Genomic DNA, 21,349 nt, shown 5'->3' on the forward strand with positions numbered 1-21,349 from the left:
TACAATGGAACCACGAATCAACGGAGCGGGGAGGAAAAGGCAGTGAAGAACAAAGAATTAGGGGGCGGTTCGCAGCCGCTCTTCCGGCAGGTGTACGAGCACATGGCAGGCCGGATCGACCGGGGGGAGTGGCGGGAGCATGACCGGCTGCCTTCCGTCCGGCTGCTGGCGGAGGAGCTTCAGGTGCATCGGCTGACCGTGTTCAAGGCTTACGGGGCGCTGAAGGAAGAAGGCCGGGTATATGTGCGGGATAAGTCCGGTTATTATGTAGCGCCGGATCAGCACTGCCGGGAGAATAGCGGAGCATCCGGCGGTGGACAGCGGGAGCACAGGGGGACATCTGGCGGCGGACAGCGCGGAATTGCTTCGAGCCCGGAAGCGGCTCTCACAGGCAGCCGCATCCAAAATCCGCTGTCGGACATCCAGCGCAGACCGGTCAAATACCAGTTCTCCCAGGCGCTGATCGATCCCAATCTGCTGCCGAATCTATATTTATCCGATTATGTAAAAGAGGTGTTCGACCGGTATCCGAAGGTTATGGGAACGTACTCCGGAGCTCAGGGAGATGAAGAGCTGCGAGCCTTCTTAAGCGGTCACTTTCGCTTCAGCCGGCTGCTTCAGGCCGAACCGGAGGAAGTGCTGATCACCTCGGGCGCGCAGCAGGCGATCAATTTGATCGCTACCATCCTGTTAGGTCCCATGGACTGCGTGCTGGTGGAGCGGCCGACCTACGGAGTGGCACTGGATATTTTCCGGCACAGGGGAGCCCGGCTGCTGCCTGTCGATATTCAGCCGGGGGGCTATGATCTGGAGCTTCTGGAGGAACTGATGGAACGCTACCGCCCACGGCTGTTCTACATGAACCCGACACATCACAACCCGACGGGCTACACGGTTCCGGTCTGGCAGCGGAAGAGGCTGGCCGAGCTTGCCGAGCGCTACCGCTGCCTGATCGTCGAGGATGATCCGTTCCGGGATATGTATTTTCACACGGAGCCGCCTCCTCCCGTGTTCTCATATGATACGGAAGGCTGGGTCATTTACCTCGGCAGCTTCAGCAAATATATCGCTCCTGGCCTGCGTATTTGCGCTGTAATCTGCCGCTATCCCTTCATGAAGCAGATGATTACGGCGAAGTCGATTGCCGATAACGGGACGCCGCTGCTGAATCAGAAGATCTTTCTGCATTATTTCACTTCCCCGCGCCTGCAGGGCCATCTGGCCAAGCTGCGGATTGCGCTTCAGGTGCATAAGGAAATAGCAGAGCGGGAGCTTGCGCCGACAGGATGGCGGTGGACTGCGCCGCAGGGAGGGCTCAACTTGTGGGTGAAGCTGCCGGAGCAGTTCCCGGCCGATGTCCTGTTCCAGCGCTGTCTGGAACAGTCGATCGCATTCGTGCCGGGAACGATCTGCGACCCGAAGCGTGAAATGCACTCCTGGATACGTTTGAGTTATTCTTTCACCCCCGAGGATGTTCTGAGCGAGGGAATGCGGAAGCTGGTCGGGATCGCGCAGAGCCTGTAGCGGCACGGTTTCTTCATTGGCATAATCTTTCACTCGCATAATCTTTCACCAGGATAATTTTAGGGACTATGTAAATAAAGACCAGGGATGCCGACGCCGCAGGATTGATGGCGGCAGAGTGTCCCTGGTCTTCGTGATTTCTGGTCTTCATGATTTCAGGTCTTCGTGATTTCAGGACACCCACCCAAAAGCGTATGCGGCCTGCGCAACTGCAAAGGTCACCGCAATCGCGATGCCGAGCGGGATGACGGCTGAGAGGACGGCCCATTTCAAGCTTTTCGTTTCTTTGTAGATGTTGACAAGCGTCGTGCCGCATGGGTAATGCAGCAGGGAGAAGAGCATCATGTTCAGCGCGGTCAGCCACGTCCAGCCTTGCTGGAGAAAAATATCCTTGATGTTCTCCAGGCTGTCGACATCGACCATCGCACCGGATGCCAGATAGCCCATCATCAGAATCGGCAGCACAATTTCGTTCGCCGGCAGTCCCAGAATGAAGGCCATAATGATGTACCCGTCCAGCCCGAGGAGTTGGGCAAATGGATCGAAGAAGGCTGCCATGTGGCTCAGGACGCTGTCGCCGCCGACATAAATATTCCCTAAAATCCAGGTGGCCATTCCGGCCGGCGCCGCAATTACGATGGCACGCGTCAGCACGTTCAGGGATTTCTCTTTGGAGGAGATGAGTATCGTTCTCCACATCTGGGGCTTCCGGTATGGAGGCAGCTCCAGCGTGTAATGCGTGGGAACGCCGCGAAGCGCCGTCTTCGACAGTACCCAGGATACGCTTAACGTAACGGCAATGCCGAATACCACAAGCGTCATTAGAATTCCCGCAGTGGCCAGCGAGCCCAGCGCACCCGTTCCCGCCGCTCCCGCCATGAACAGGGAGGATAGAAGAATCAGCGTCGGCCAACGGCCGTTGCAGGGCACGAAGTTATTTGTGAGAATAGCCAGCATCCGCTCCCGGGGCGATTCGATGATTCGCGTGGACAGGATGGCGGCGGCATTGCAGCCGAAGCCCATCGACATGGTCAGCGCCTGCTTGCCGTGTCCTCCGGACTTCTTGAACAGGCGGTCCATATTGAACGCGACGCGCGGAAGATAGCCGAAGTTCTCCAGCAGCGCGAAGACGGGGAAGAAGATGGCCATCGGCGGCAGCATGACGCTGATTACCCAGGATGTTCCCCGGTACAGTCCGAGTACAAGCACGCCGTGCAGCCAGTCGGGTGCGTGAATCGCCTGGAATCCGGCGGTGATGTATCCCTCGAAGTAGCCGAACATCGAAGCCAGCCAGCCGGAAGGGTAATTCGCCCCGGCTATCGTGATCCAGAACACGGCGCCGAGAATGGCCAGCATAATCGGGAATCCCCATATTTTGGAGGTAACGATACGATCCAGCTTATGGGTGTCGTTTAGCTTGCCGGGCTCCCGGTAGTTGACGGCTTCTCGGCAGATGCTTGCGGAGACTTGATAGATGCCGCTGACGATATCATCCCGAATGCCGCTGCCGCTCAGCCGCCCTGCGGAAGCAATGAGGGCGTCCAGCCCTTCTCCTCTCTTAATGGCAGACGGTTGCTCCATGACCGGACACCTCCTTTGCCAAGGATGTTCGGGTTCCCGCAAGGGCCCGGTGAAGGGAGCTGAGCAGGCTCTCATCGCCATCCAGCAGCCGCAGCGCAATCCAGCGGGCCGGATAGTCCGGGCCCAAAGCCTGCTCCACCAGCGGAACAAGCTCGGCGATGCCGCGTTCGATCTCTGCACTGTATGGAATGCGCAGCGGCTCTGTGCCAGCCGGGAGGGCGGCGGTGCGCCCGATTTCTTCCAGCAGTTCATTGATTCCTGTCTTGTTTCTGGCCGATACGGCGAGCACCGGAACGCCCAGATGCCGGGATATCGCCTTAAGATCGATGGCAATGCCGAGCCTCTCTGCCTCATCGATCAGATTGATGCATACGACCGCCCGGCCGGTAATCTCCAGCACCTGCAGTGCAAGGTTCAGATTCCGTTCGAGCGAGGTCGCGTCAAGCACAACCAGCGTCACATCCGGCTGCTCGAAGATGATGTAATCGCGGGCCGCCTCTTCGTCGGCGGAATTGGAATAGAGAGAATAAGTCCCGGGCAGATCGACTGCGATGTATTCATCCCCGTTGAACCTGAAGGTTCCTTCCGCGGCGGCGACCGTCTTGCCGGCCCAATTGCCGGTATGCTGCCGCATTCCCGTCAGAAGGTTGAACAGCGTACTTTTGCCCGTGTTCGGATTTCCGGCAAAGGCTACCGTGTAACGTTTCATTTCGCATCTCCTCCAATCGGTTCTCCGTAGATGAGCGAGCTTTCCTCCCGCCGAAGCGCGATCGTCGTATTGCTTACACGATAAGCGGTGGGATCTCCCAGCGGACTTCGGCGCAGCACTTCCACCGTATTGCCGGGGACAAAACCGAGATCGAGCAGCCTCCGTCTCATGACGCCCTGCACGCTCATACCGCTGATCCGCAGAAGGCTTCCTCTGGTGGCTTCCGATAACGGGATACCGGTCCTGGTCATCATGATCATCCTTTCTTTGTGGAGAAAATATAACTGTTGCACCTTTCCATGATATTAGTATATGTGAAATATTTTGTCCTATCAACAAAAATGTTGAACTAGGGAAACAAAAATTCACAAAAAATTCCCCGCGCAGTGACAACGGGGTATGCACAACGGCCGGAAGGTCCGTCTGGATCTATGCCGAGAAATGCTGGCGCAGCGCGATGCTCACAGCTAATACCACCGGAATGACGATCTGAAACAGGATGTCGACCTTCAGTGAAGGTCCAAGGCCAATGGCGATATGTTGGGTGAAGTTCCGCTCCAGGAATGACGACGCGTAGATAAGCGCCCCCCAAATAAAGATCCACCATTTCACGGACACCCGGGTCAGATTGGCCATAATCTCGACAGCACAGTAGAAAAAGAGCAGAATCTTGATCATCAGCCCGACAAAAATCATGATGGCGACCAGAATGTCGAGCCGTTCGATAAACTTCAACTCGGCCAGTGTCCGGACGCTTTCGAGCACGGGAAGAATAGAATTGGCGGCCAGGCTTGGACCGAGCACGGTCACATTGAGCGCATTCATGAAGACCAGAAACAGGCTGACTCCGGCATAAGCCCAAAGGGTGTTTCGGACGGGAACCCCGTTCCCGTTCCACAGCGGCCACACCATCAGAAAGACGATCATTTGCCCGAAAGGGAACGAGATGAGATCCGGCAGCGCAGCTCGCATAATCGGGAGCAGCCCGTCTTCGGCCACAGGTGTAAGCCACCTGATATCGGCTCTTTGTAGAGCGAAGAACAAGAAGATCAACAGTAAATAGCAGAACATCAAATTGGGCAGCAGGATCTCCGGAAGGCGGAAGATGATCTCTGCGCCTTTCCAGGTGGCATAGCACGCAATCAGTATGAAGATCAGCATGGTGATGAACAGGGGCGTTGTCCGCAGCAGCGTCATTGCGGTCATCTCGCCGATATCACGGACATTGCGCATGGATTCATAGGCAAAATAGCAGGAGTACAAGGTTCCGATCACGCAGCCGGCAATCCGGCCGAAGCCGTATCGCAGTATGCCGGTCAATTTACTCTCAGGCAGGCGTTTTTGCAAATACAAGAAGAGCAGCAGAAGTACCAGTCCGGCGGCAGCTCCAACTGCCACCGCCAGCCAGGAGTTCTGCTTCGCCTTGGCACCGAGATGGAACAAGGGGACGCTGCCAATTTCAAACATAATGATCATGAACGAGATTTGCAGGCCGCTAATCGGCTTGTTTGGCTGTGACAAGACACTAACCTCCTAGCCATTTGATAAATGCTCTGCCGACAGGCTGGAGCACGTTGATATAGGGGGAAGATACACTAAAATGGGGAACCATCGCCAGACCGGATAAATTAACGTACAGAGCCCAGCCGAGCAGGCATCCTAGCGCCACCCGGTGCAGGATGCTTGCCTTTGGTCCAAGCACTCTCCACCCCCAGATATATACGGCAATGTACAGCGCTACAACTACTGACGCTCTCATGGCATCACCTTCGCTCACATAACGTTACTTTCTATTTTTCTTCCAGAGATTTATAGGATTTGCTTCCAAGTCCGATTCGTTCAATTTTGATCTTGACATGCGGACGAATTTCAATGTTACGGAATACGGTGTCCCAGTTGTTCTCCTTCTTGATCTTCTTCCAGCGTTTCGGATCATGGCGGTGGATATTAAGGGCGAAGCCGGTTACATCAGCACCTGTTTTCTGGATGGATACCCAGGAATCCTTGACAACATCGAGAATATTCGCCTCAATAGAGCGTTCCATCTGCGCTATGGAGGATTGCTTGGTCAAATCCAGATTGCTGCCGATCTCGCTCAAAGTGCCGCTGCCATTGATATCGATATCCATGACATAATGATCGTTCTTCCAGACCGGACGAACGGTAGTGGCGGAATGCCGCAGGACAATGGAGGCATCGTCCTTGTCGCTTCTTCCGGGAATGGATGAGAACGACAAGTTTGTCATTTTGATTTTGTTCGTCATGAATGACAACCCGAAAGCTTCTCTCTGCGACAGCCATCCGACAAAACGATCCTTCTTGAGCACTGCCAACCGGCCGAGGTCGATTCGGGAAGGCATATCGGTCTGCGCGGTGTCGTCGGTCTTGTCCATCACTTTGCTGCCGGTCAGCTTTAGTTCGGGAATTGTACCGCTCTCCGACTCGGATGACAGCTGCATGGCCAGCTCGAATACCCGCGTTCCCGGGTAGAAAGAATTCAGACTGGCCTCCTGCTCGATCATGAGCTGGATGCCGGCTCCCTGGCTTTTGCTGAATTGCATCAGTTGGCTGAGAAGCCGGCCCGCCTCGCCTTCGGCAACGAACATATAGACCGTCTCGCGGGCTTCGGGTCTTCGCAGAAACAGATCGATTAGCTGACTGATTCCCCGCTTGGCCAGATCCTCGCTGATTACCGTAATCCGGGAAAGGGAAAAGAACATCTGCCGCGTACTGGTCAGGTTGGAGCGCTCAATAGCCTCCATGATTGTGCTGCCTCTTACCGTAAACGTCAGGAAGGGCGGCGAACTCGTGCTGCTTGAACCTCCTCCGCCCATGCCGCTGGCTCCGGAGGAAGGGTTGATAACCTGAAAGGTAGCTTTCCATTGATTGTCCTCCCAGTCGTAGGCGGAAGCCGAGACGATGCCCAGCTCGCTGAGCTCCCGGTCATCCCAGCAGCCGCTGACGGTCAGTGACATCAGGGCGAGAACCAGCAGGAGGCTTACGGCTTTATGGCTTTTACGTATGCCCCGGCTCATGTCTTCACCCCTTTCTTTGCGGTATCTGTACCTTTAATCCGGGTCCACAGCAGGATTCCTAGCGGCAGCAGGATATTGAAGAGCAAGAAGACCACCATTCGGCCTTGCTGGTTATAGGCATCGATTTTTCCCGGATCTGACCAGGTATACAGACATTCCACGATGGCAATGAGCGATAGCGCCACGTTGTAGGGCCTGTCATTCTGAACACGGAAAGTCTGCTTGAAGCACTGGACGGTGACGAACGTGAAAATGGCGAGCTTCATGTAGACATTCATGATCCAGAAAGAGGTGAACAGAATATCCAGATTCTCGATATACCGGCCGACCTGAATGATGCTGACTGTTGAGAAGATCGGGTAATTCACGCTTTTGATGTATTGGGGTCCCAGCACGAGCAAGGTCGCCAATATATCCACTAACAAAATTGCCGAAACGATGCACGAACCGATCAGAGCGATTCGCGAGGCTTTGTTCGGATGTCTCAGATAAGGCGATAGAAAGAGCAGGATGCCTACCTCCGACATCCATCCCGCTGGTGTCAGTGTGGCGAGCGCCAGGGATGCCGCCGAATGATCGAGCACAGGCAGCAGCCGGGGCAAACTGAAATGTGGGATTAATCCCCCTAGATAAAGCGGCACGATAATCGCAATAAGCAGCGTCGCTATGCTGTTGATCCTCGCTATCGCCACAATTCCCCGGTCGGTCATGTACAAGGCAACCAGCATAATAATGACCGCTAGTACGGCATCCGGCGTGTTGGGCAGAACATTATCCCTGATGAAATTCACATACTCCCGCAGAATGGCCGCCATCGTGTCCATATAGTATTGAAGCAGCAGGATGCCGATTATGAAGGCAAATACGGGCGAGGTAATGCCTTTAATCCAGTCCAGAAAAGGTTCGCCGTTGCTGCTTTTGACAACGGAGCCGATAAGCCAGGCGATGGCCAGACCCAGGAGAGCGGTCAATATGACCGCAATCGGAGAATCCTGCTCAAGATACTTCCCGATGATGAGGGGGAGCACGATGAGAGCGGTAGGGAGAATGGTGCTGACGACAAGCAGAGTAGCTTGAACCGTGCCGATTTTTTCTTTCAAGAACGGTCGCCTCCCTGCTGGTCGGAGCTGTCTTTGGATTTCTGGGATTTATCCGGCAATTGACTTTGTCTGCGGTCTGCCTGGCTTCCGTAGAGGCTCGGGCGTGTACTCATGTTCCACAGCGGCACACGAATAAAAATATCCTTCAAATAACTTAGTTTCATCGGCGCCATTGGAGACAGATAGGGGACACCGAACGACTGCAGAGACGCCATATGGATCAGGAGCACCATCATGAAGGACATGATGCCGAAGAGGCCGACGGTTCCGGCAATCAGCATCAGGAGGAAGCGGATGAGCCGGATCGAGTTGGCGATTGCCAGCGACGGGATGACGAAGTTCGAGATCGCTGTGAACGAAACGACAATGACCATGGCAGCGGATACGAGTCCCGCTTGAACGGCGGCCTGACCCAGCACGAGTGCACCCACGATGGAGATCGCGGGACCGATTGCCCGCGGCATGCGGACCCCGGCCTCGCGGAGAACATCGAAGGTAACCTCCATCATCAGCGCTTCAATCAGAGCCGGGAACGGCACACCTTCACGCTGTGCCGCCAGGCTGACCAGCAGCGTGGTCGGGACCATCTCCTGATGGAAGGTGGTAATGGCGATATAGAGCGCGGGCAGCAGCAGGGATACGAAAAAAGCGGTGAACCGGATCAGCCGCAGAAACGAGGAAATATCATACCGCTGATAGTAGTCCTCGCTGGACTGGAAGAAGCTGAAGAAAGTGGACGGAGCCAGCAGGGCGAACGGAGTTCCGTCAATGATGATGCCGACCTGGCCTTCCAGAATGCCGCCGGCCAAGGAATCAGGCCGTTCCGTGTTCTGGAGGGTCGGAAAGGGCGTCAGTCCGCCGTCCTGAATCAGCTCCTCGATATAGTTGCTCTCCAGAATGCCGTCCGTATCGATGGCGTCCAGTCTTCTTCGGACTTCGGCAAGAACCTGCTCGCTTGCGACACCTTCCAGATAGACAAGAGCGATGCCGGTGCGGGTGCGTCTGCCAATCTTGTATTCTTCAATCCGCAGATCGGGGGATTTCAGTCTCCGCCGCAGCATGGAAGTGCCGGTGCGCAGATTTTCGGTGAAGCCTTCCTTGGGGCCGCGAATGACGCCCTGCGAAGTCGGCTCGTTGATGCTTCTCGTCTCCCAGCCGGTAGTACTTGCAGCCAGTGCGATGTTGTGGCCGTCAATCAAAATGATGGTGTTGCCTTCAAACAGCATGCCGAGCAGACTCTCCACCGTCTTGCAATCATGGACCCCGCCAGCGGGAAGAATCTGTTCCTTGATGAGCGCAAAAGCCTTATCCGGCTCATGGCGCTTGCCTTCCAGATCCTTGTTGTCTGTCAGCGGCTGAATAACAGTCTGGGTGACCAGCTCTGCGTTCACCAGGCCGTCCACGTAGATGAAGGCCAGGGAAGGAGAGTCCGATGACGGATTGGAATACGAACGGAACACAATATCCGAACTGCCGCCGACACGCTTTTTGATCTCCGCCATATTGGCATTCATGGCAGCTTCCAGAGGCGGGGGGGCTGCCACGGTGTTCTGTGGTTTCTTTGCGGGTTTGGGATTGAACAAAGATTTCAGATTCAAGGCTACTCCCTCCACGAGACAGCTTTCGGCTATGATGCTGTATTATTCCCGGCAGGCGATTCCTTATTCTGTCTAGGCGGGAGGTATTCGCCAAATCGGCGTTTTGGGGGCAGCGAGGCCGGAAACATTGGAGGGAGTGAAGGCATTGGAGGCATTGGAGGCGGTGAAAATAGAGACAAAAAGAGCGCGTACCTCTGCGGCGGCAGGATATGCGCTCTTTGGTTCAACCTTATGGAAACATCCTGAATTTATTATTGAGAGCTGACGACAAGCGCGTTGCTGATCAAGCGGCCGGGCGTTGTCAGATACTGTCCGCCCGCATACAGCCCGCTCGATGCTCCGCCGTCGAGATTCATGGCCTGATAAGCGCCGGCCTGTTTCATAATCTCGGCCAGCTGCGGAATCGTCGCGCCCGGAACGGTCACGAGCAGCAGCTTGTGGTCCTTCGTCAGGCCAAGCGCGCTTCGCGAACCGCCGCCGGTCAGAATTTTGGGATCGCGGAAGCCCTCTGCGGCTACGTTCAGCGAGACCTTGCCGTCTACGAGCAGGCGCGGGCCTGCCTGAAGGCCGCCTTCGAATTCGCCCGCCTGGAACCGGGCGAGGAAGTCCTGTCCGGGAACAAGCGCGGCCAGTCCGTTGTGGTCATAGGCGAACACGGCCCGGCGGTCGGCGGGGCTGTTCTTCAGCAGCTTGCCGCCCGAGGCGATGTAGCCATAGGGCGCTTTGAAGCTGCTGGACGTATAGGCGTCGAAGAAGGTGCCGTTAATAGCGGCTGCTGCGCTGCTTCGCTTCGCAATGCTTCGCAGCTCTTCCGTCCGGCCCACATTGTTCCCGGCGAGAACGACGCTCAGCGAGACGGAGGGATGAAGCAGCGGCACCGTGACGGTCTGGATGCTGAAGGATCTTCCCGCTGCCTTCACGGATTTGCGGGCGGTTACTACCGCCTTCGTTCCGCCTGAAGGCAGGCTTCCGGATTGCACGGGCAGCCTGGAGGCTGTACCCTGGGCGTCGGTCAGGGTTACAGCTCCGGCTGCATTGTCCCATTCCGCCTTCAGTCCGAACACCTGAATCAGTATACCCAGGGGAACGTACACCGTCCCGTTCTCCCTGTAAGGCGCCTGCGAGAGCTTGGTCTTGACTCCGCCAAGACTTGCCTCCTTGACGCCAAGTGTCAGGTTAAGTGTTACTCCATCTTTCACTAGCGTTATCTGTTTGAGGGATTCGTCGAATACGGCGGAGCCGCCGGCATAGCCGTTCAGAAATCGGAGCGGGACATATGCGCTGCCGGTCTTGGCCATAAGGACGGCGTTCTTCGCCGGAGCCGCGGCATGGGCCGGCGTGGCGGGCTGTGCCAGGCACAGGGCAAGGATCAGGGCAAGGCTGGCAAGGAAGGTCGGCTTGCTTTTGCGGGTGAAAGAACAAATCATGTACAGTGGTTCTCCTTTTCGGCTGCGGCCGTCCGGGCATGAGGAACAGGCCGGTATATGTATGGGGGAGGAGACCGGGTCTTCAGACCCCCTTATTTATCATCGGCAGAAGTGAGAAAAGTCTTAATTGACTCTCCCCTTGGAGGAGCCTTTACGAAAGACGATTTCCATCTGCGGATGCTCGAAGGCCAGCAGGTCGGGCTGGCTTATTACATCGCGGCTGCGGCGGAACCCTTCGCCGCTGCTGAATAAGGGCCTTCGGCAAGCGGCAAAAGGTCCGGTCTTCATCAAGACGGGACCTTTTTGGCATGGAAGAATACGCGAATATTCGGGGGCGCCGCTATGCAGCTGAATCTGCTTCGAAGCCAAGGCTTCATTTTTGCGGGAGTATTCTGATGATTTCATTCGCCGGACCGCTGCAATCCTTGCCCGGACGATTCTTTGGCAAGAGCTAAGCTTACAGCCTTTTGCGGGCGAGTATACCGGCCAGGACGTCCGGCACATCCGTAATAATGCCGTCTACACCGGCGCTGATCAGCTCTTCCATGCGCTTCGGATCATTTACCGTCCAGGGATGGTAGACGATTCCCGCTGCCGCGGCTTCGGACACGAACTCCGGCAGCACAGCCGGATGGTAAGAATGAAGCGCCTGGGCGCCCAGGGTCAGCGCGTAATCCCAGGGACGATAGAGGCCTTCCATATACAGAATGCCGGTCTCGATGTCCGGAGCAAGCTCCTTGAAATGGACCAGCGAGTAATGATTGAAGCTGGAGATGATTACCCGGTCGCTCATGTCGTATTGGCGAACGGCGTCAATGACCTTCTGCTCCATTCCGGGGTAGAAGAAGACTCCGTTCTTCAGCTCGATATTGAGAACCGTATCCCGGTCCGCGAGCAGCTCCAGCAGCTCCTCCAGGAGCGGGATTTTCTCACCGGCGAAATTTCCGTCCTGAAACCAGGACCCCGCGTCGAGCGCACGTACTTCCTTAAGCGTCTTGTCTTTGATATAACCCTTGCCGTTCGTCGTCCGGTTGACCGACTCATCATGAATCAGCACCAGATGCCCGTCCTTCGTCAGCTGGACATCGGTCTCGATACCCGTCGCACCGAGCTCAAGGGCCCGCCGGAAGGCTGCCATCGTATTCTCCGGACATGCCGCCGACGCGCCCCGGTGCGCGAAGTTGATCACTTTGGTCACTGTCATTTCCTCCGTAATTTTCGAATTGGACTACCCGATTTTCTTCAGACCTGCCCTGAAATCCCACTATATCATAGAGGGCGATTGATTTCGGGGAATAAGCCGAACGTAAAAAAAGTGGACAGGCTCTCTATCTGGCCGCTCAATCCTCAACAGTTCTTACCGAATCCCGCTCGACAATCGAGTGATGGACGATGTTCGCCTGTTCCGGGATTTCGCCGGTCTCGATCATCTCAAGGATCAGTTCGAAAGCGAGGCTGCCCATCTCGACAAGCGGCTGCCGTACCGTGGTTAGCGGAGGCACCGCCATCCTGGACAGCTCCAGTCCGTCGAATCCGATAACCGAAATATCGTCCGGCACCCGAATTCCGTGCTTGTATGCAGCGGACAGAGCCCCAAGTGCCATTTCGTCGCTGGCCGCAAAGATGGCGGTCATATCCCGGGCCGACTCCAGAAGCGCTTCAAATCCCTTATATCCGCTCTCGTATCTGAAATCGCCGTATATGATGCGGCGCTCGTCAACCGGAATATGATGCTTGCGAAGCGCACCCAAATACCCTTCCAGCCTGGGCACGCCCGCCAGTTGGTCCTCTTGTCGCCCGCCGATCATAGCGATATTCCGGTGTCCTTTGCCGATCAGATATTCTACAGCCTCGAAGGCCGCCGTATAATTGTCGATTCTTACAAAAGGAATATTCGCATAGGAGCTTTCGGATGACACCAGAACGACGGGAACCCTCATGCCTGCCATGATCTCAACATATTCCGTTTTCAGCGCGCTGCTGCAAAAAATAACGCCGTCCACCTGCTTTTCCTGCAGGAGCTCCAGCACCTTCAGTGTACGATTGCCGTCACCCCCGGTGTTGCAGATCATAATACTGTAATCGTGGATATGGGCATACTCTTCAATCCCCTGCAGTATTCCCGAGGAAAAAAAGCTGGACACCCGGGGAAACAGCACCCCGATCGTTCTTGTCCGTTTGTTGATCAGCCCCCGTGCGACGGCGTTGGGCCGGTATCCGGTCTCCCGGATGACCTGCATAACCTTTTCTCTGGTGTTCTCCGAATAGCCCCCCAGATTGTTAAGTACACGGGAGACGGTTGCGATGGAGACATTCGCTCTTTTTGCGACATCCTTTATCGTGGGATTCATTAGGATTCCTCCGGAATTCATCCGTTCAGTTAGGCGAATTCAGCTCGCCCCATCCAGTGTATCACCAACCTGGAAATGGCGTAAACGACGGATCATGCAGCATTTGATTTTCCGGGCAGATTCGTCCTTGACCCATCCAAAAAGGCCGGGATCTCAAAGTTGAGACCCTGGCCTTCATAGTGCAGCTTATTTCTTCATTCCCGCCGAAGCGAGCAGCTCCTTGAGCTCATCCGGGTTAAAGCCTTTCACCGCGCGGCCTCCCGCGACCGTAACCGGAATGCCCATGAAGCCGAGGCTTTCCACTTCCTGCTGATAGGCTTCGCTTGCCAGAATATCCCGGACCTCGAACGGAACGCCCTCATTCTTCAGCATCTGCTTCACCCGGCTGCAGTCGCCGCAGCCTTCCGTCGAATAGACGATGACCGGCGCGCTCATTGGGCGACAGCCTCGGTGATGTTTGCTTTCGTGATTTTCCAATGGGAGGTATTCCAGGTCACATTCTGGTCGTCCAGCAGGAAAATCTGCGGCGACTCATGCTTGATGCCGAATTCCTCGGCGATCTTGTTGGACACAGGGCGGTCCTCAATGACCAGGACAACGGCTGCGTCCGTCTCGTTCTCTTTCAGGTAGCTCTGGAATTCCTCATAGGCCTTGGCGCTGATCGGGCAGGTTGTGCTGTGCTTGAACAGCAGCTTTTTGCCGGAGCGCGAAATATATTGCTTCAATTCCTCCTCGGAATGAAGTTGCTGAATGGACATAAAATTCACCTTCCTTAATATAGCTGCTAATGATTTGTAATTTTGATTGTAGCATAGTTAAAAATTAAATCAAATCAAAATCGCTTTATGTACAAAAGGACCGCTTCCAGCCGTAAGCCGGAAACGGTCCTTTTGTCAGCCGTCTTGAAGACCGGAGATAAAATCCTGTCTGTGCAGGGAGTTCCGCCGTTCCTTCAATCAAGGGCGAATGTTACTGCTGGTAGCCCCGGCCGATGGAGCCGATGTGTGATCCCGTGTTCGAGCCAATAGGTGAATGGCCCAAGGACGGGGAGCCGAAGGAAGAACCGATTGGGGAGCTGCCAATCGAAGAAGAACCGATCGAAGAAGAACCGATCGAAGAAGATCCGATGGAAGAGGAGCCAATCGGAGAGCCGCCGAAGGAAGGAGCTCCGAAGGAATGGGAGCCGATACCCGGGTTGTTGAACAGCGGCTGGCTATAGGACGTACCGATAGACGATGCAGCGGATTGCTCTAGCTGGCGACAGATTGAGGATACCTGCTGCAGCTGCTGAATGGCAGTCTGATGGCCGTTCAGTGCCGTCTGGATAGTCTGAGCTGCTCTGTGCTCGCGTTCGGCAATTTCGTTCAGCTGATTGGCGTTCTGCTGTTCCTGCTGAAGAAGCTGCTGATACATTTGGCTGGCCTGCTGGGTTTGGCTGATCATCTGCTGAATAAGCTGTTCGCATTGGTTGATTTGATTCGAAATATTTGTGTTCAATTGATTTCCTCCTAATGGAATTAATGGTGAACCGCAGTTAGTATGGTTGTATGCAGGAGAGTCTATTCATGCAGTCTTGCGGAGCTTCAAGAAGGCTTCGGAAGGCGGATAAAATCTATGGCGGGAGCCATATCACCTGTGCTAGAGTATAGTCAGCAGTGCTGAGGCGCTGAAGATGAGATGAGCTTAGCTGAGAAAGGAAGAGATGAGATGAGTCTGGAAGAGAGCAAGCTGGATTTAAGCCGAATTGTATTTATCGGAAGAACGTATGAGGAGTACCTGGCCATGTTCGGATTAACCGAAAAGGAACTGGCCGGCCGCGACATCCTGGATTGTCCGGGCGGTGCCTGCGCGTTTACCGCAGGAGCGAGCCGTGCCGGAGCACGGGCCGTGTCCTCCGATATCGCGTATGAATTCCCGGCCCGGGTTCTGGAGCAGAAGGGACGGGAAGATATCGTCCATACACTGGAGAAAATGGAATCGGCCTGCGCGGGCTTCCGCTGGGACTATTTCCGGTCGGTAGACGAACTTGCGGAGCATCGCCATCGGGCCTTGAGGGAATGCACGGAGGATATGGAGCTTCATCCGGAACGCTATGTTCCGGCCGTTCTGCCGAAGCTGCCCTTTGAAGACGGCCGGTTCGACCTGACCTTGTCCGGCCATTTCCTGTTCATTTACGGCGATCGTCTTGACTATGAATTTCACCTTTCCTGCCTTCGCGAGCTGCTGCGGGTCACCCGGAGAGAGCTTCGCATCTTTCCGCTTACCGGATTGGCCGGACAACGGTACGAAAGGCTCGACGAGCTGATCCTTGCCATCCGGCAAGAAGGCTTTGTGGCCCGTGAGATCGAAGTTCCGTATGAGTTTCAAAAAGGAACGGGGCAAATGCTGAGCATTGTCCGAAAATTAGCCTAACGTTGAACGGATAGATGATCATTACGAAGTACCGGTCTTTTCCAAAAGGCCGGTTTTTTTCTTTTTTTATGCAACAAATTCTGCCCGGAAGCCGTTATATAGAAAGGAGAGGATATACAGAAATTTGCAGCTTAAGCTGGAGGGGAAGAACATGAATACTTACATGGGAGAGAATATGCGAGGAACCCGTCTGTTCGGGCGCGCGCTAAGCATTCTGCTTGCTGCCGTTCTGCTGTGCGTCACGCTGCTCGCGGGGGAAGTGCAGGCCTCAGGTTCCCAGATGATTGTCGTGAACAAGAAGACGAATAAGCTGGCATTCTTTGAGGACGGCCGGCTGGTTCGGGTGTTTCCGGTCGCAACAGGGAAGGAGAAGAGCCTGACTCCGGAGGGAAGCTTCAAGCTGGTCAGCAAAATCAAGAACCGCCCTTATTATAAGGAACATATCGCTGGAGGAGACCCGTCCAATCCGCTCGGAGACCGCTGGCTCGGACTCGATGTCAACGGAACGCGGGGAACGACCTACGCCATCCACGGGAATAATAACGAGAACTCAATCGGCAAATATGTAAGCGCCGGATGCATCCGGATGCACAACGACGATATCCACTGGCTCTTTCCCAGAGTCCAGCGAAATATAACGGTCGTCATTACTTCGACCACGCTTGATATGGAAGGGATCGCACAGAAATACGGCTATGGTCTGGATCAGAAAATATTCGCCGGTTCCATAGTTGCTGACGGCAAGAAGGTCATCCTCAATCGGCCGTTTCTGATGAAGGATTCCCGGGTCTACGTGCCGCTCCGTGAGACGACGACTCTGCTCGGCTCCAAGCTGGGATCGACCGCGGACGGAGCACTGACCGTTACTACGGGCACCCGCGTCGCGACGTTCAAGCCGCAGGCCGGTACCGCGACCGTTAACGGGCAGACCGTATCCATCCTGCCGTCAAGAAATCTGGATGGCACGCTGATGATCCCGCTCAGCGCCGTTCCGCAGCTATTCGGAATGCAGGTGAAATGGGACGGGGCAAGCGGAACGGCAACGATTCAATAAGCATATAAAAAAGTATATAACCCACCTATAACCGGAACGGGAAGGCGGTCTTGTTATCCTTTGATGACAAGGCCGCTTTTTTTGGTTGGCTTCGTAAATTCAGTTATTGATCTTGCACCAACTAATAAATCGCTCGTTGGTAAGCTCTTGAGACGCTTTTCCGACGGTAGCGGGAAACCCTGTTTGAAATATAAATGAGCATTTTGCATTAATCTAAGCCCTTGTTACACAAAGCAATTTTGAGCATAAAAAAGGACTTCACCCCAACTTGGAGAAGTTTTCAAGTGACCAAACGAGAAAACCCAAGGGAGTGAAGTCACTATGTATATTCTCCAAGAAAGTCTATTTTCCTTTGAAGAGCTTCAAAAAATCGAATCGAAAGAGCGATTGCCCATCTTTTTCAGCGCTTTGGACCTGCGACCTTACGCAAGAGAATTGAGAAATCCCTCACCCCGAGGAGCAGACGGACACTGTCGTCAAGGCATTCTTCGCGCGCTACTCGCAGCTCCTTTAGAGAATATCGATACGTTCACCGGCCTAGCGCGCAGACTAAAGTTTGACCTCCGTTTCCGTTACCAATGTGGGCTTCGACTGGATATCCCCGCTCCTTCGATTTCTACATTAAGTCGAGTCTTTGCCGAGTTGACTGGCAAAGGCCTTGCCAAGCAGTTGTTTGAGGATCTTGTGACTCAGTGCCAAGAAGCTGGAATCATCGACGGAACTCATGTCGCTATCGACAGCGCCGCTATTCACGCTTACGAGAAAAAGGAACCCAAGCGAAAAAGTGAACTCACCGGCAATGCCAACTGGGGTGCCAAGTTTGACACCTTTGGCAACAAAGTCAAGTGGTTTGGCTATAAGTTGCATCTGGCCGTCGATGCCAAAAGTGAACTTCCCATGGCGCTCAAGGTGACCTCTGCCCATGTGAACGACGGAGACGAAGGGCCTGCACTCATGACGACTGTCGCTGCGAAATCTAAAGTGAAATTCTTCATGCTGGATGCGGGCTACGACCAAATAAAAAACTACGAGGCCGCCCGGAACGTCAAGGCGCAAGCCATTATTCCGCTGAATCCACGGAATGAAAAGGAACCGCCAGCGGGGATTACCCGCAAAGGCACGCCCTGTTGTTCGATGGGATTTCCCATGACGTATTGGGGACAGGAAAAGGTGCATTTAAAATTCCGTTGTCCACATGCGACAGGTCAAGTGGATTGTCCTTTGGGTATGGCCGCTTGTTCGTCCTCCAATTATGGAATGGTGGTTAAAATCAACAGTCAAACGGATCTCCGGCGTTATGCGCTACCGCATCGGGAAAGCCGAGGCTGGAAGGAACTTTACAATAAACGAACCAGTGTAGAACGCTGCAATTCTCGAATGAAGACCTATTTAACTGCAGACCAGCTTCACGTCTGGGGGATTCAAAAAGTGACAACTCACCAATATTTAAATGCGATTGTGTTACTTGCCTCTGCGCTTGCCATTGCGAAGCAACGAGTACAGAACGCCGCTTAAAAACTTCCGATTCATTGAAATTCTGTCCGTCTGTCTATTTTTCACTCCACTCTCACAACACTGAGATTTCGTTGTAACCTAACTTTGACTTTAAATCAAAATATGAATTATGCAAAATGCTCAAATAGGAAAAAATGATGATTTCGTAGTGGAAATCGTCATTTTTTTACGATCGTGTCCTCATCTTTCAGAGATTGGATGACTAGTGTTAGCTGCTTGATTGAAACATCCAATTGCTCTAACTTTTCCTCCATAGTTTGTAGTACATAGCGAACTAAGATCACACATAACGTTACAGGAAAGCCAACATTCGCAATCAAAGATACAATATCGGTAATTTCCATTTCGCACTTTTCCCCTTTCTATTTACTCTACATATATAGGAAATTGTCGAGTATCTCATACAACCTAAATCCATTTTATGGTATAATAAGAACAAATGTTCCTGTTTTGGTTGTATTGTTTCTACTGTTTTTTCCCTACACGTAAACGAGTTAAAGGAGAATCCGTCATTGAGTGCATACGACGATTACAAAAAAGAGATTTACCGGATTGGGTGGAAAGTGCAGTACAAGGCGAGAAAGGTTCGAACAAGGGAATTCCCTCTTTTTGATAACCTTCCAAACGATCAAAATTTCACAACTTATTCAGAAACAAAAATTTGGATAGAGGAGCTTTTAAACCAGCTTCCATCCCAGGGAAGGATCATTCTTGACAAAATTTATCTACAAGACATGACCGAAAACGAAGTAGCTAATGAACTGCATATCAGTCAACAGGCGGTGAGCAAATGGAAAAAGAAAATGATTCAGACATTATCTCAGATCGTGAATTTTTAAGATTGATAGAAGCAACGAAACAAAAGAACTCTGATGCAATATTACAACTGGTGAATTTATTCAAAGAGGACATCCAAAAAGTAAGCAGATACATCCATTTGCCTACTGAAGATGCAGTGTCTACCATTACAACGGAATTCCTTGAATTAATACAAAGTAAGGACTTCGTACCACAGCCTAGTGAAAAGAGGGATTAGGTCAGCACCAAAAAATTCAGGTGCAGGTTGTTAAACACCGTTAAAAAATTCCTTTATAAATGAGAAGCAAAAACGGCGCGCAGCTCTCTCAAATCTGATCAGAATACAACAATAAGGAGTGAAATACAAATGGCATTCACAAAGGAATACACCGCAACGCTAACCCTCAGTCTTGATTCAGTCAGAAAAACAGAACGTGCACAACGAGTCATTTATGATTCAGGTCTTGTGAGCCCTAACCAAAACACCCTAGCGACAGGTCTTTCTTACTCTGCAAGCATATTGGGCATTGTATTTTTCTTGTCCACCCCTGCCAGCTTGGCTGCAGGAGTAGTATCTCTCGTAAGTAGCCTAGTTGAGAACGACAAGGCTGTTCTTCAATCGATGGTATACAGCGGGTATTGGAATCTGGGTTACTTAGAGGACTTCCTGGTGGATAACCCCAATTATGACTTGATTGAAGTGACCTTACCTTTCATCGAGTATGAAACCAAAGGGGTAAGATTCATTACTGGTAAAGGCGTTGTGAACCGCGTTCATTCCACGAGCGGCGGCTGGACACTTCTGATATTAGATAACAAGAGGACACTCTCGAAGAGAGTGTCCTCTTGTTATCTAATATCTAACTTTTAAAAAGCTCAATTAGTTCATTAAGGTCAACATCACTTACGATTTTGTAAGAGGTTTGAACATTCTTAGGAGAGTTGGATCCATAATTGTAAACGTCAAGATAAATACCATCATAAAGCGTGATTCCTGCACTCCTTTGCTGCTTATATCCTTTGAGAGTAATCCAATAGGAGTTTTCAAATTGAACTTCTGAAATACGGGATTTCTTCAACCTCAAATCAGAAAATACCGCGAGTACCTGCTGAATTTGGCTTGGATCGGTTATGTCGACTATCTTTTCACCTGTCGTATCTCTCTTAATGATCTCAATACTGTTAACGGACTTTGAATCAAAATCCTTGCCTATAGCCTTGTCAAAGGCGACAGACTGGTTAAAGTGCATAAACAACCCTAAGCTCAATAAAAGAATGATTAGGACCGCTGTAGCTATAATCATCAAAGAACGATTGTTTTTCATATCGTTGACTCCTTATTAATTGTATTCAAGCTAACAATCGGAAGCTGAGACTATCGACTAGAAGTTTGAATTATCGATAAAAAGCAGACTCTTGTTAGTAACCGAGATCTGTTCAATGCCTTGGGTTTGGTTTTACTCATTTGATTATTCTTGAGCAATTGAAAAAAACCAATGCTGAAGTGATATTCTTTATTTATACCTAGATGAGTGACCTTGTCTTCAGAGCTGACTATTCCGAGACATGCAATGGGATTTTGTTTATGAATGCAGCTAAAGCTTTTGATAAGATTTGTCTTTTCTTTAATACATAAGGGGCCTCCTTAATTCTGACGTTTATTACTGGTAAATAATTTCATTATATAACAATAGCTGTATGATTCATGTAGGTGTTGTTATGACTTATTTAGTTTGCACTTCAGGAGGAGGTACTCAAAGCTATGTTTCCCTGCCGCATGATCGAATTAAAGATTGCATTTAATCAAACGAAGAGAAACCGGGGCTCGGCGCTTCCTGAACCGAGGGCTTGGGATATAGTCTGACTGAGGGGCGGAAAGCTTAGCCAGGCGCTATCTGCTCTTCACCATATACCTTAATCCATCCTCAAGCCGATCATCTTCCCATCCATTTTTCCGGTAAAAAGAATACGCCCGCAATCGGGTATCCACGTCCGTCGTAAGCCAAAGGGCCTTGGAGCCTGATTCCCACAGCCAATTCTCCACCAATTGTAAAAGCCCGGTCCCGATTCCCTTGTTAATGTATTCACGGATCGAATCCTCTGTAATCCCAAGTGAATGGAGTTCCTCTAGAGACAAGTTGTTCTCATCGGTAGCAGCTCGGACTTCAATTATCGTGGGGACGTCTCCCAGCGTGTTGTAATCAGAAAAGTAATTCCTTAAGCCAAAAAAACCGATACTATAAAT

The 21,349-nt window shown here is 52.4% G+C and carries 24 protein-coding genes; 6 read left to right on the forward strand and 18 right to left on the reverse strand.

Translation table 11 applies throughout. The features are described from left to right. The first annotated feature begins 42 nt into the window (after positions 1-42). Positions 43-1,524, forward strand: coding sequence for an aminotransferase-like domain-containing protein (locus PSTEL_RS05990; protein WP_038694164.1), 1,482 nt, complete (start codon positions 43-45; stop codon positions 1,522-1,524). A gap of 171 nt (positions 1,525-1,695) precedes the next feature. Here PSTEL_RS05990 and PSTEL_RS05995 read toward each other — a convergent pair whose 3' ends face one another. From PSTEL_RS05995 to PSTEL_RS28915, 15 genes are all read right to left on the reverse strand, one after another. Beyond that, positions 1,696-3,105 (reverse strand): nucleoside recognition domain-containing protein, encoded by a 1,410-nt coding sequence (locus tag PSTEL_RS05995; RefSeq protein WP_038694165.1) that lies wholly within the window; start codon positions 3,103-3,105, stop codon positions 1,696-1,698. Continuing rightward, positions 3,083-3,814: a FeoB small GTPase domain-containing protein gene (locus tag PSTEL_RS06000; protein WP_038694167.1), complete on the reverse strand. Its 732-nt coding sequence runs from the start codon at positions 3,812-3,814 to the stop codon at positions 3,083-3,085. The genes PSTEL_RS05995 and PSTEL_RS06000 overlap by 23 nt, the downstream gene beginning before the upstream one ends. Beyond that, positions 3,811-4,065 carry a FeoA family protein gene (locus PSTEL_RS06005; RefSeq protein ID WP_038694169.1) on the reverse strand — a complete coding sequence of 85 codons (255 nt, stop codon included), beginning with the start codon at positions 4,063-4,065 and terminating at the stop codon, positions 3,811-3,813. The genes PSTEL_RS06000 and PSTEL_RS06005 overlap by 4 nt, the downstream gene beginning before the upstream one ends. Before the next feature lie 178 nt (positions 4,066-4,243). Further along, on the reverse strand, positions 4,244-5,335 hold the full coding sequence (locus PSTEL_RS06010) for a GerAB/ArcD/ProY family transporter (protein ID WP_245625091.1): 1,092 nt from the start codon (positions 5,333-5,335) through the stop codon (positions 4,244-4,246). A gap of 4 nt (positions 5,336-5,339) precedes the next feature. Continuing rightward, positions 5,340-5,573, reverse strand: coding sequence for a hypothetical protein (locus tag PSTEL_RS27470; protein ID WP_156995800.1), 234 nt, complete (start codon positions 5,571-5,573; stop codon positions 5,340-5,342). 31 nt (positions 5,574-5,604) lie between these two features. Next, entirely contained in the window at positions 5,605-6,849 is a 1,245-nt protein-coding gene (locus tag PSTEL_RS06015) for a Ger(x)C family spore germination protein (protein ID WP_038694171.1), read from the reverse strand. Further along, complete coding sequence (locus PSTEL_RS06020; protein WP_038694173.1) at positions 6,846-7,949, reverse strand: GerAB/ArcD/ProY family transporter; 1,104 nt, start codon at positions 7,947-7,949, stop codon at positions 6,846-6,848. Before PSTEL_RS06020 ends, PSTEL_RS06015 begins: the two co-directional genes overlap by 4 nt. After that, on the reverse strand, positions 7,946-9,547 hold the full coding sequence (locus PSTEL_RS06025; protein WP_052098225.1) for a spore germination protein: 1,602 nt from the start codon (positions 9,545-9,547) through the stop codon (positions 7,946-7,948). The genes PSTEL_RS06020 and PSTEL_RS06025 overlap by 4 nt, the downstream gene beginning before the upstream one ends. Positions 9,548-9,798: 251 nt before the next feature. Further along, positions 9,799-10,974: a phosphodiester glycosidase family protein gene (locus PSTEL_RS06030; RefSeq protein WP_052098226.1), complete on the reverse strand. Its 1,176-nt coding sequence runs from the start codon at positions 10,972-10,974 to the stop codon at positions 9,799-9,801. 123 nt (positions 10,975-11,097) lie between these two features. Next, positions 11,098-11,379 carry a hypothetical protein gene (locus PSTEL_RS28910; protein WP_038694175.1) on the reverse strand — a complete coding sequence of 94 codons (282 nt, stop codon included), beginning with the start codon at positions 11,377-11,379 and terminating at the stop codon, positions 11,098-11,100. Positions 11,380-11,431: 52 nt separating this feature from the next. Beyond that, positions 11,432-12,178 (reverse strand): glycerophosphodiester phosphodiesterase, encoded by a 747-nt coding sequence (locus PSTEL_RS06040; protein WP_038694177.1) that lies wholly within the window; start codon positions 12,176-12,178, stop codon positions 11,432-11,434. A 136-nt stretch (positions 12,179-12,314) separates the two neighbouring features. After that, entirely contained in the window at positions 12,315-13,325 is a 1,011-nt protein-coding gene (locus PSTEL_RS06045) for a LacI family DNA-binding transcriptional regulator (RefSeq protein ID WP_038694179.1), read from the reverse strand. A 186-nt stretch (positions 13,326-13,511) separates the two neighbouring features. Next, complete coding sequence (locus PSTEL_RS06050) at positions 13,512-13,760, reverse strand: glutaredoxin family protein (protein ID WP_038694181.1); 249 nt, start codon at positions 13,758-13,760, stop codon at positions 13,512-13,514. Further along, entirely contained in the window at positions 13,757-14,083 is a 327-nt protein-coding gene (gene ytxJ / locus PSTEL_RS06055; RefSeq protein WP_038694183.1) for a bacillithiol system redox-active protein YtxJ, read from the reverse strand. The genes PSTEL_RS06050 and ytxJ overlap by 4 nt, the downstream gene beginning before the upstream one ends. A 211-nt stretch (positions 14,084-14,294) precedes the next feature. After that, entirely contained in the window at positions 14,295-14,822 is a 528-nt protein-coding gene (locus PSTEL_RS28915; protein WP_425415257.1) for a hypothetical protein, read from the reverse strand. A 210-nt stretch (positions 14,823-15,032) separates the two neighbouring features. On the opposite strand from PSTEL_RS28915, the gene PSTEL_RS06065 reads away from it, so the two are divergent. The 3 genes from PSTEL_RS06065 to PSTEL_RS06075 all read left to right on the forward strand — a co-directional run bounded on the left by PSTEL_RS06065 (position 15,033) and on the right by PSTEL_RS06075 (position 18,306). Next, positions 15,033-15,737, forward strand: a complete 705-nt coding sequence (locus PSTEL_RS06065) for an SAM-dependent methyltransferase (protein WP_038694185.1) — start codon at positions 15,033-15,035, stop codon at positions 15,735-15,737. Between the two features lie 151 nt (positions 15,738-15,888). Continuing rightward, a complete protein-coding gene (locus PSTEL_RS06070) occupies positions 15,889-16,791 on the forward strand; it encodes a L,D-transpeptidase family protein (RefSeq protein WP_038700242.1) in 903 nt (300 codons plus the stop codon). Positions 16,792-17,112: 321 nt separating this feature from the next. Next, on the forward strand, positions 17,113-18,306 hold the full coding sequence (locus tag PSTEL_RS06075) for a transposase (RefSeq protein WP_038694187.1): 1,194 nt from the start codon (positions 17,113-17,115) through the stop codon (positions 18,304-18,306). A 158-nt stretch (positions 18,307-18,464) separates the two neighbouring features. Here the strand turns inward: PSTEL_RS06075 and PSTEL_RS06080 are convergent, their stop codons facing one another. Beyond that, positions 18,465-18,650, reverse strand: a complete 186-nt coding sequence (locus PSTEL_RS06080; RefSeq protein ID WP_038694189.1) for a hypothetical protein — start codon at positions 18,648-18,650, stop codon at positions 18,465-18,467. Positions 18,651-18,818: 168 nt separating this feature from the next. On the opposite strand from PSTEL_RS06080, the gene PSTEL_RS06085 reads away from it, so the two are divergent. Together PSTEL_RS06085 and PSTEL_RS06090 are read left to right on the forward strand one after the other, a co-directional pair. After that, a complete protein-coding gene (locus PSTEL_RS06085; RefSeq protein ID WP_038694191.1) occupies positions 18,819-19,145 on the forward strand; it encodes a sigma-70 family RNA polymerase sigma factor in 327 nt (108 codons plus the stop codon). A gap of 326 nt (positions 19,146-19,471) precedes the next feature. Beyond that, positions 19,472-19,975: a hypothetical protein gene (locus PSTEL_RS06090; RefSeq protein ID WP_038694193.1), complete on the forward strand. Its 504-nt coding sequence runs from the start codon at positions 19,472-19,474 to the stop codon at positions 19,973-19,975. Here PSTEL_RS06090 and PSTEL_RS06095 read toward each other — a convergent pair. Further along, on the reverse strand, positions 19,965-20,429 hold the full coding sequence (locus tag PSTEL_RS06095) for a hypothetical protein (protein WP_038694195.1): 465 nt from the start codon (positions 20,427-20,429) through the stop codon (positions 19,965-19,967). The genes PSTEL_RS06090 and PSTEL_RS06095 overlap by 11 nt on opposite strands. A gap of 566 nt (positions 20,430-20,995) precedes the next feature. Further along, positions 20,996-21,241: a GNAT family N-acetyltransferase gene (locus PSTEL_RS28920; RefSeq protein WP_038694196.1), complete on the reverse strand. Its 246-nt coding sequence runs from the start codon at positions 21,239-21,241 to the stop codon at positions 20,996-20,998. Between the last annotated feature and the right edge of the window lie 108 nt (positions 21,242-21,349).

It is taken from the genome of Paenibacillus stellifer, assembly GCF_000758685.1.
Classification (GTDB): domain Bacteria; phylum Bacillota; class Bacilli; order Paenibacillales; family Paenibacillaceae; genus Paenibacillus_AQ; species Paenibacillus_AQ stellifer.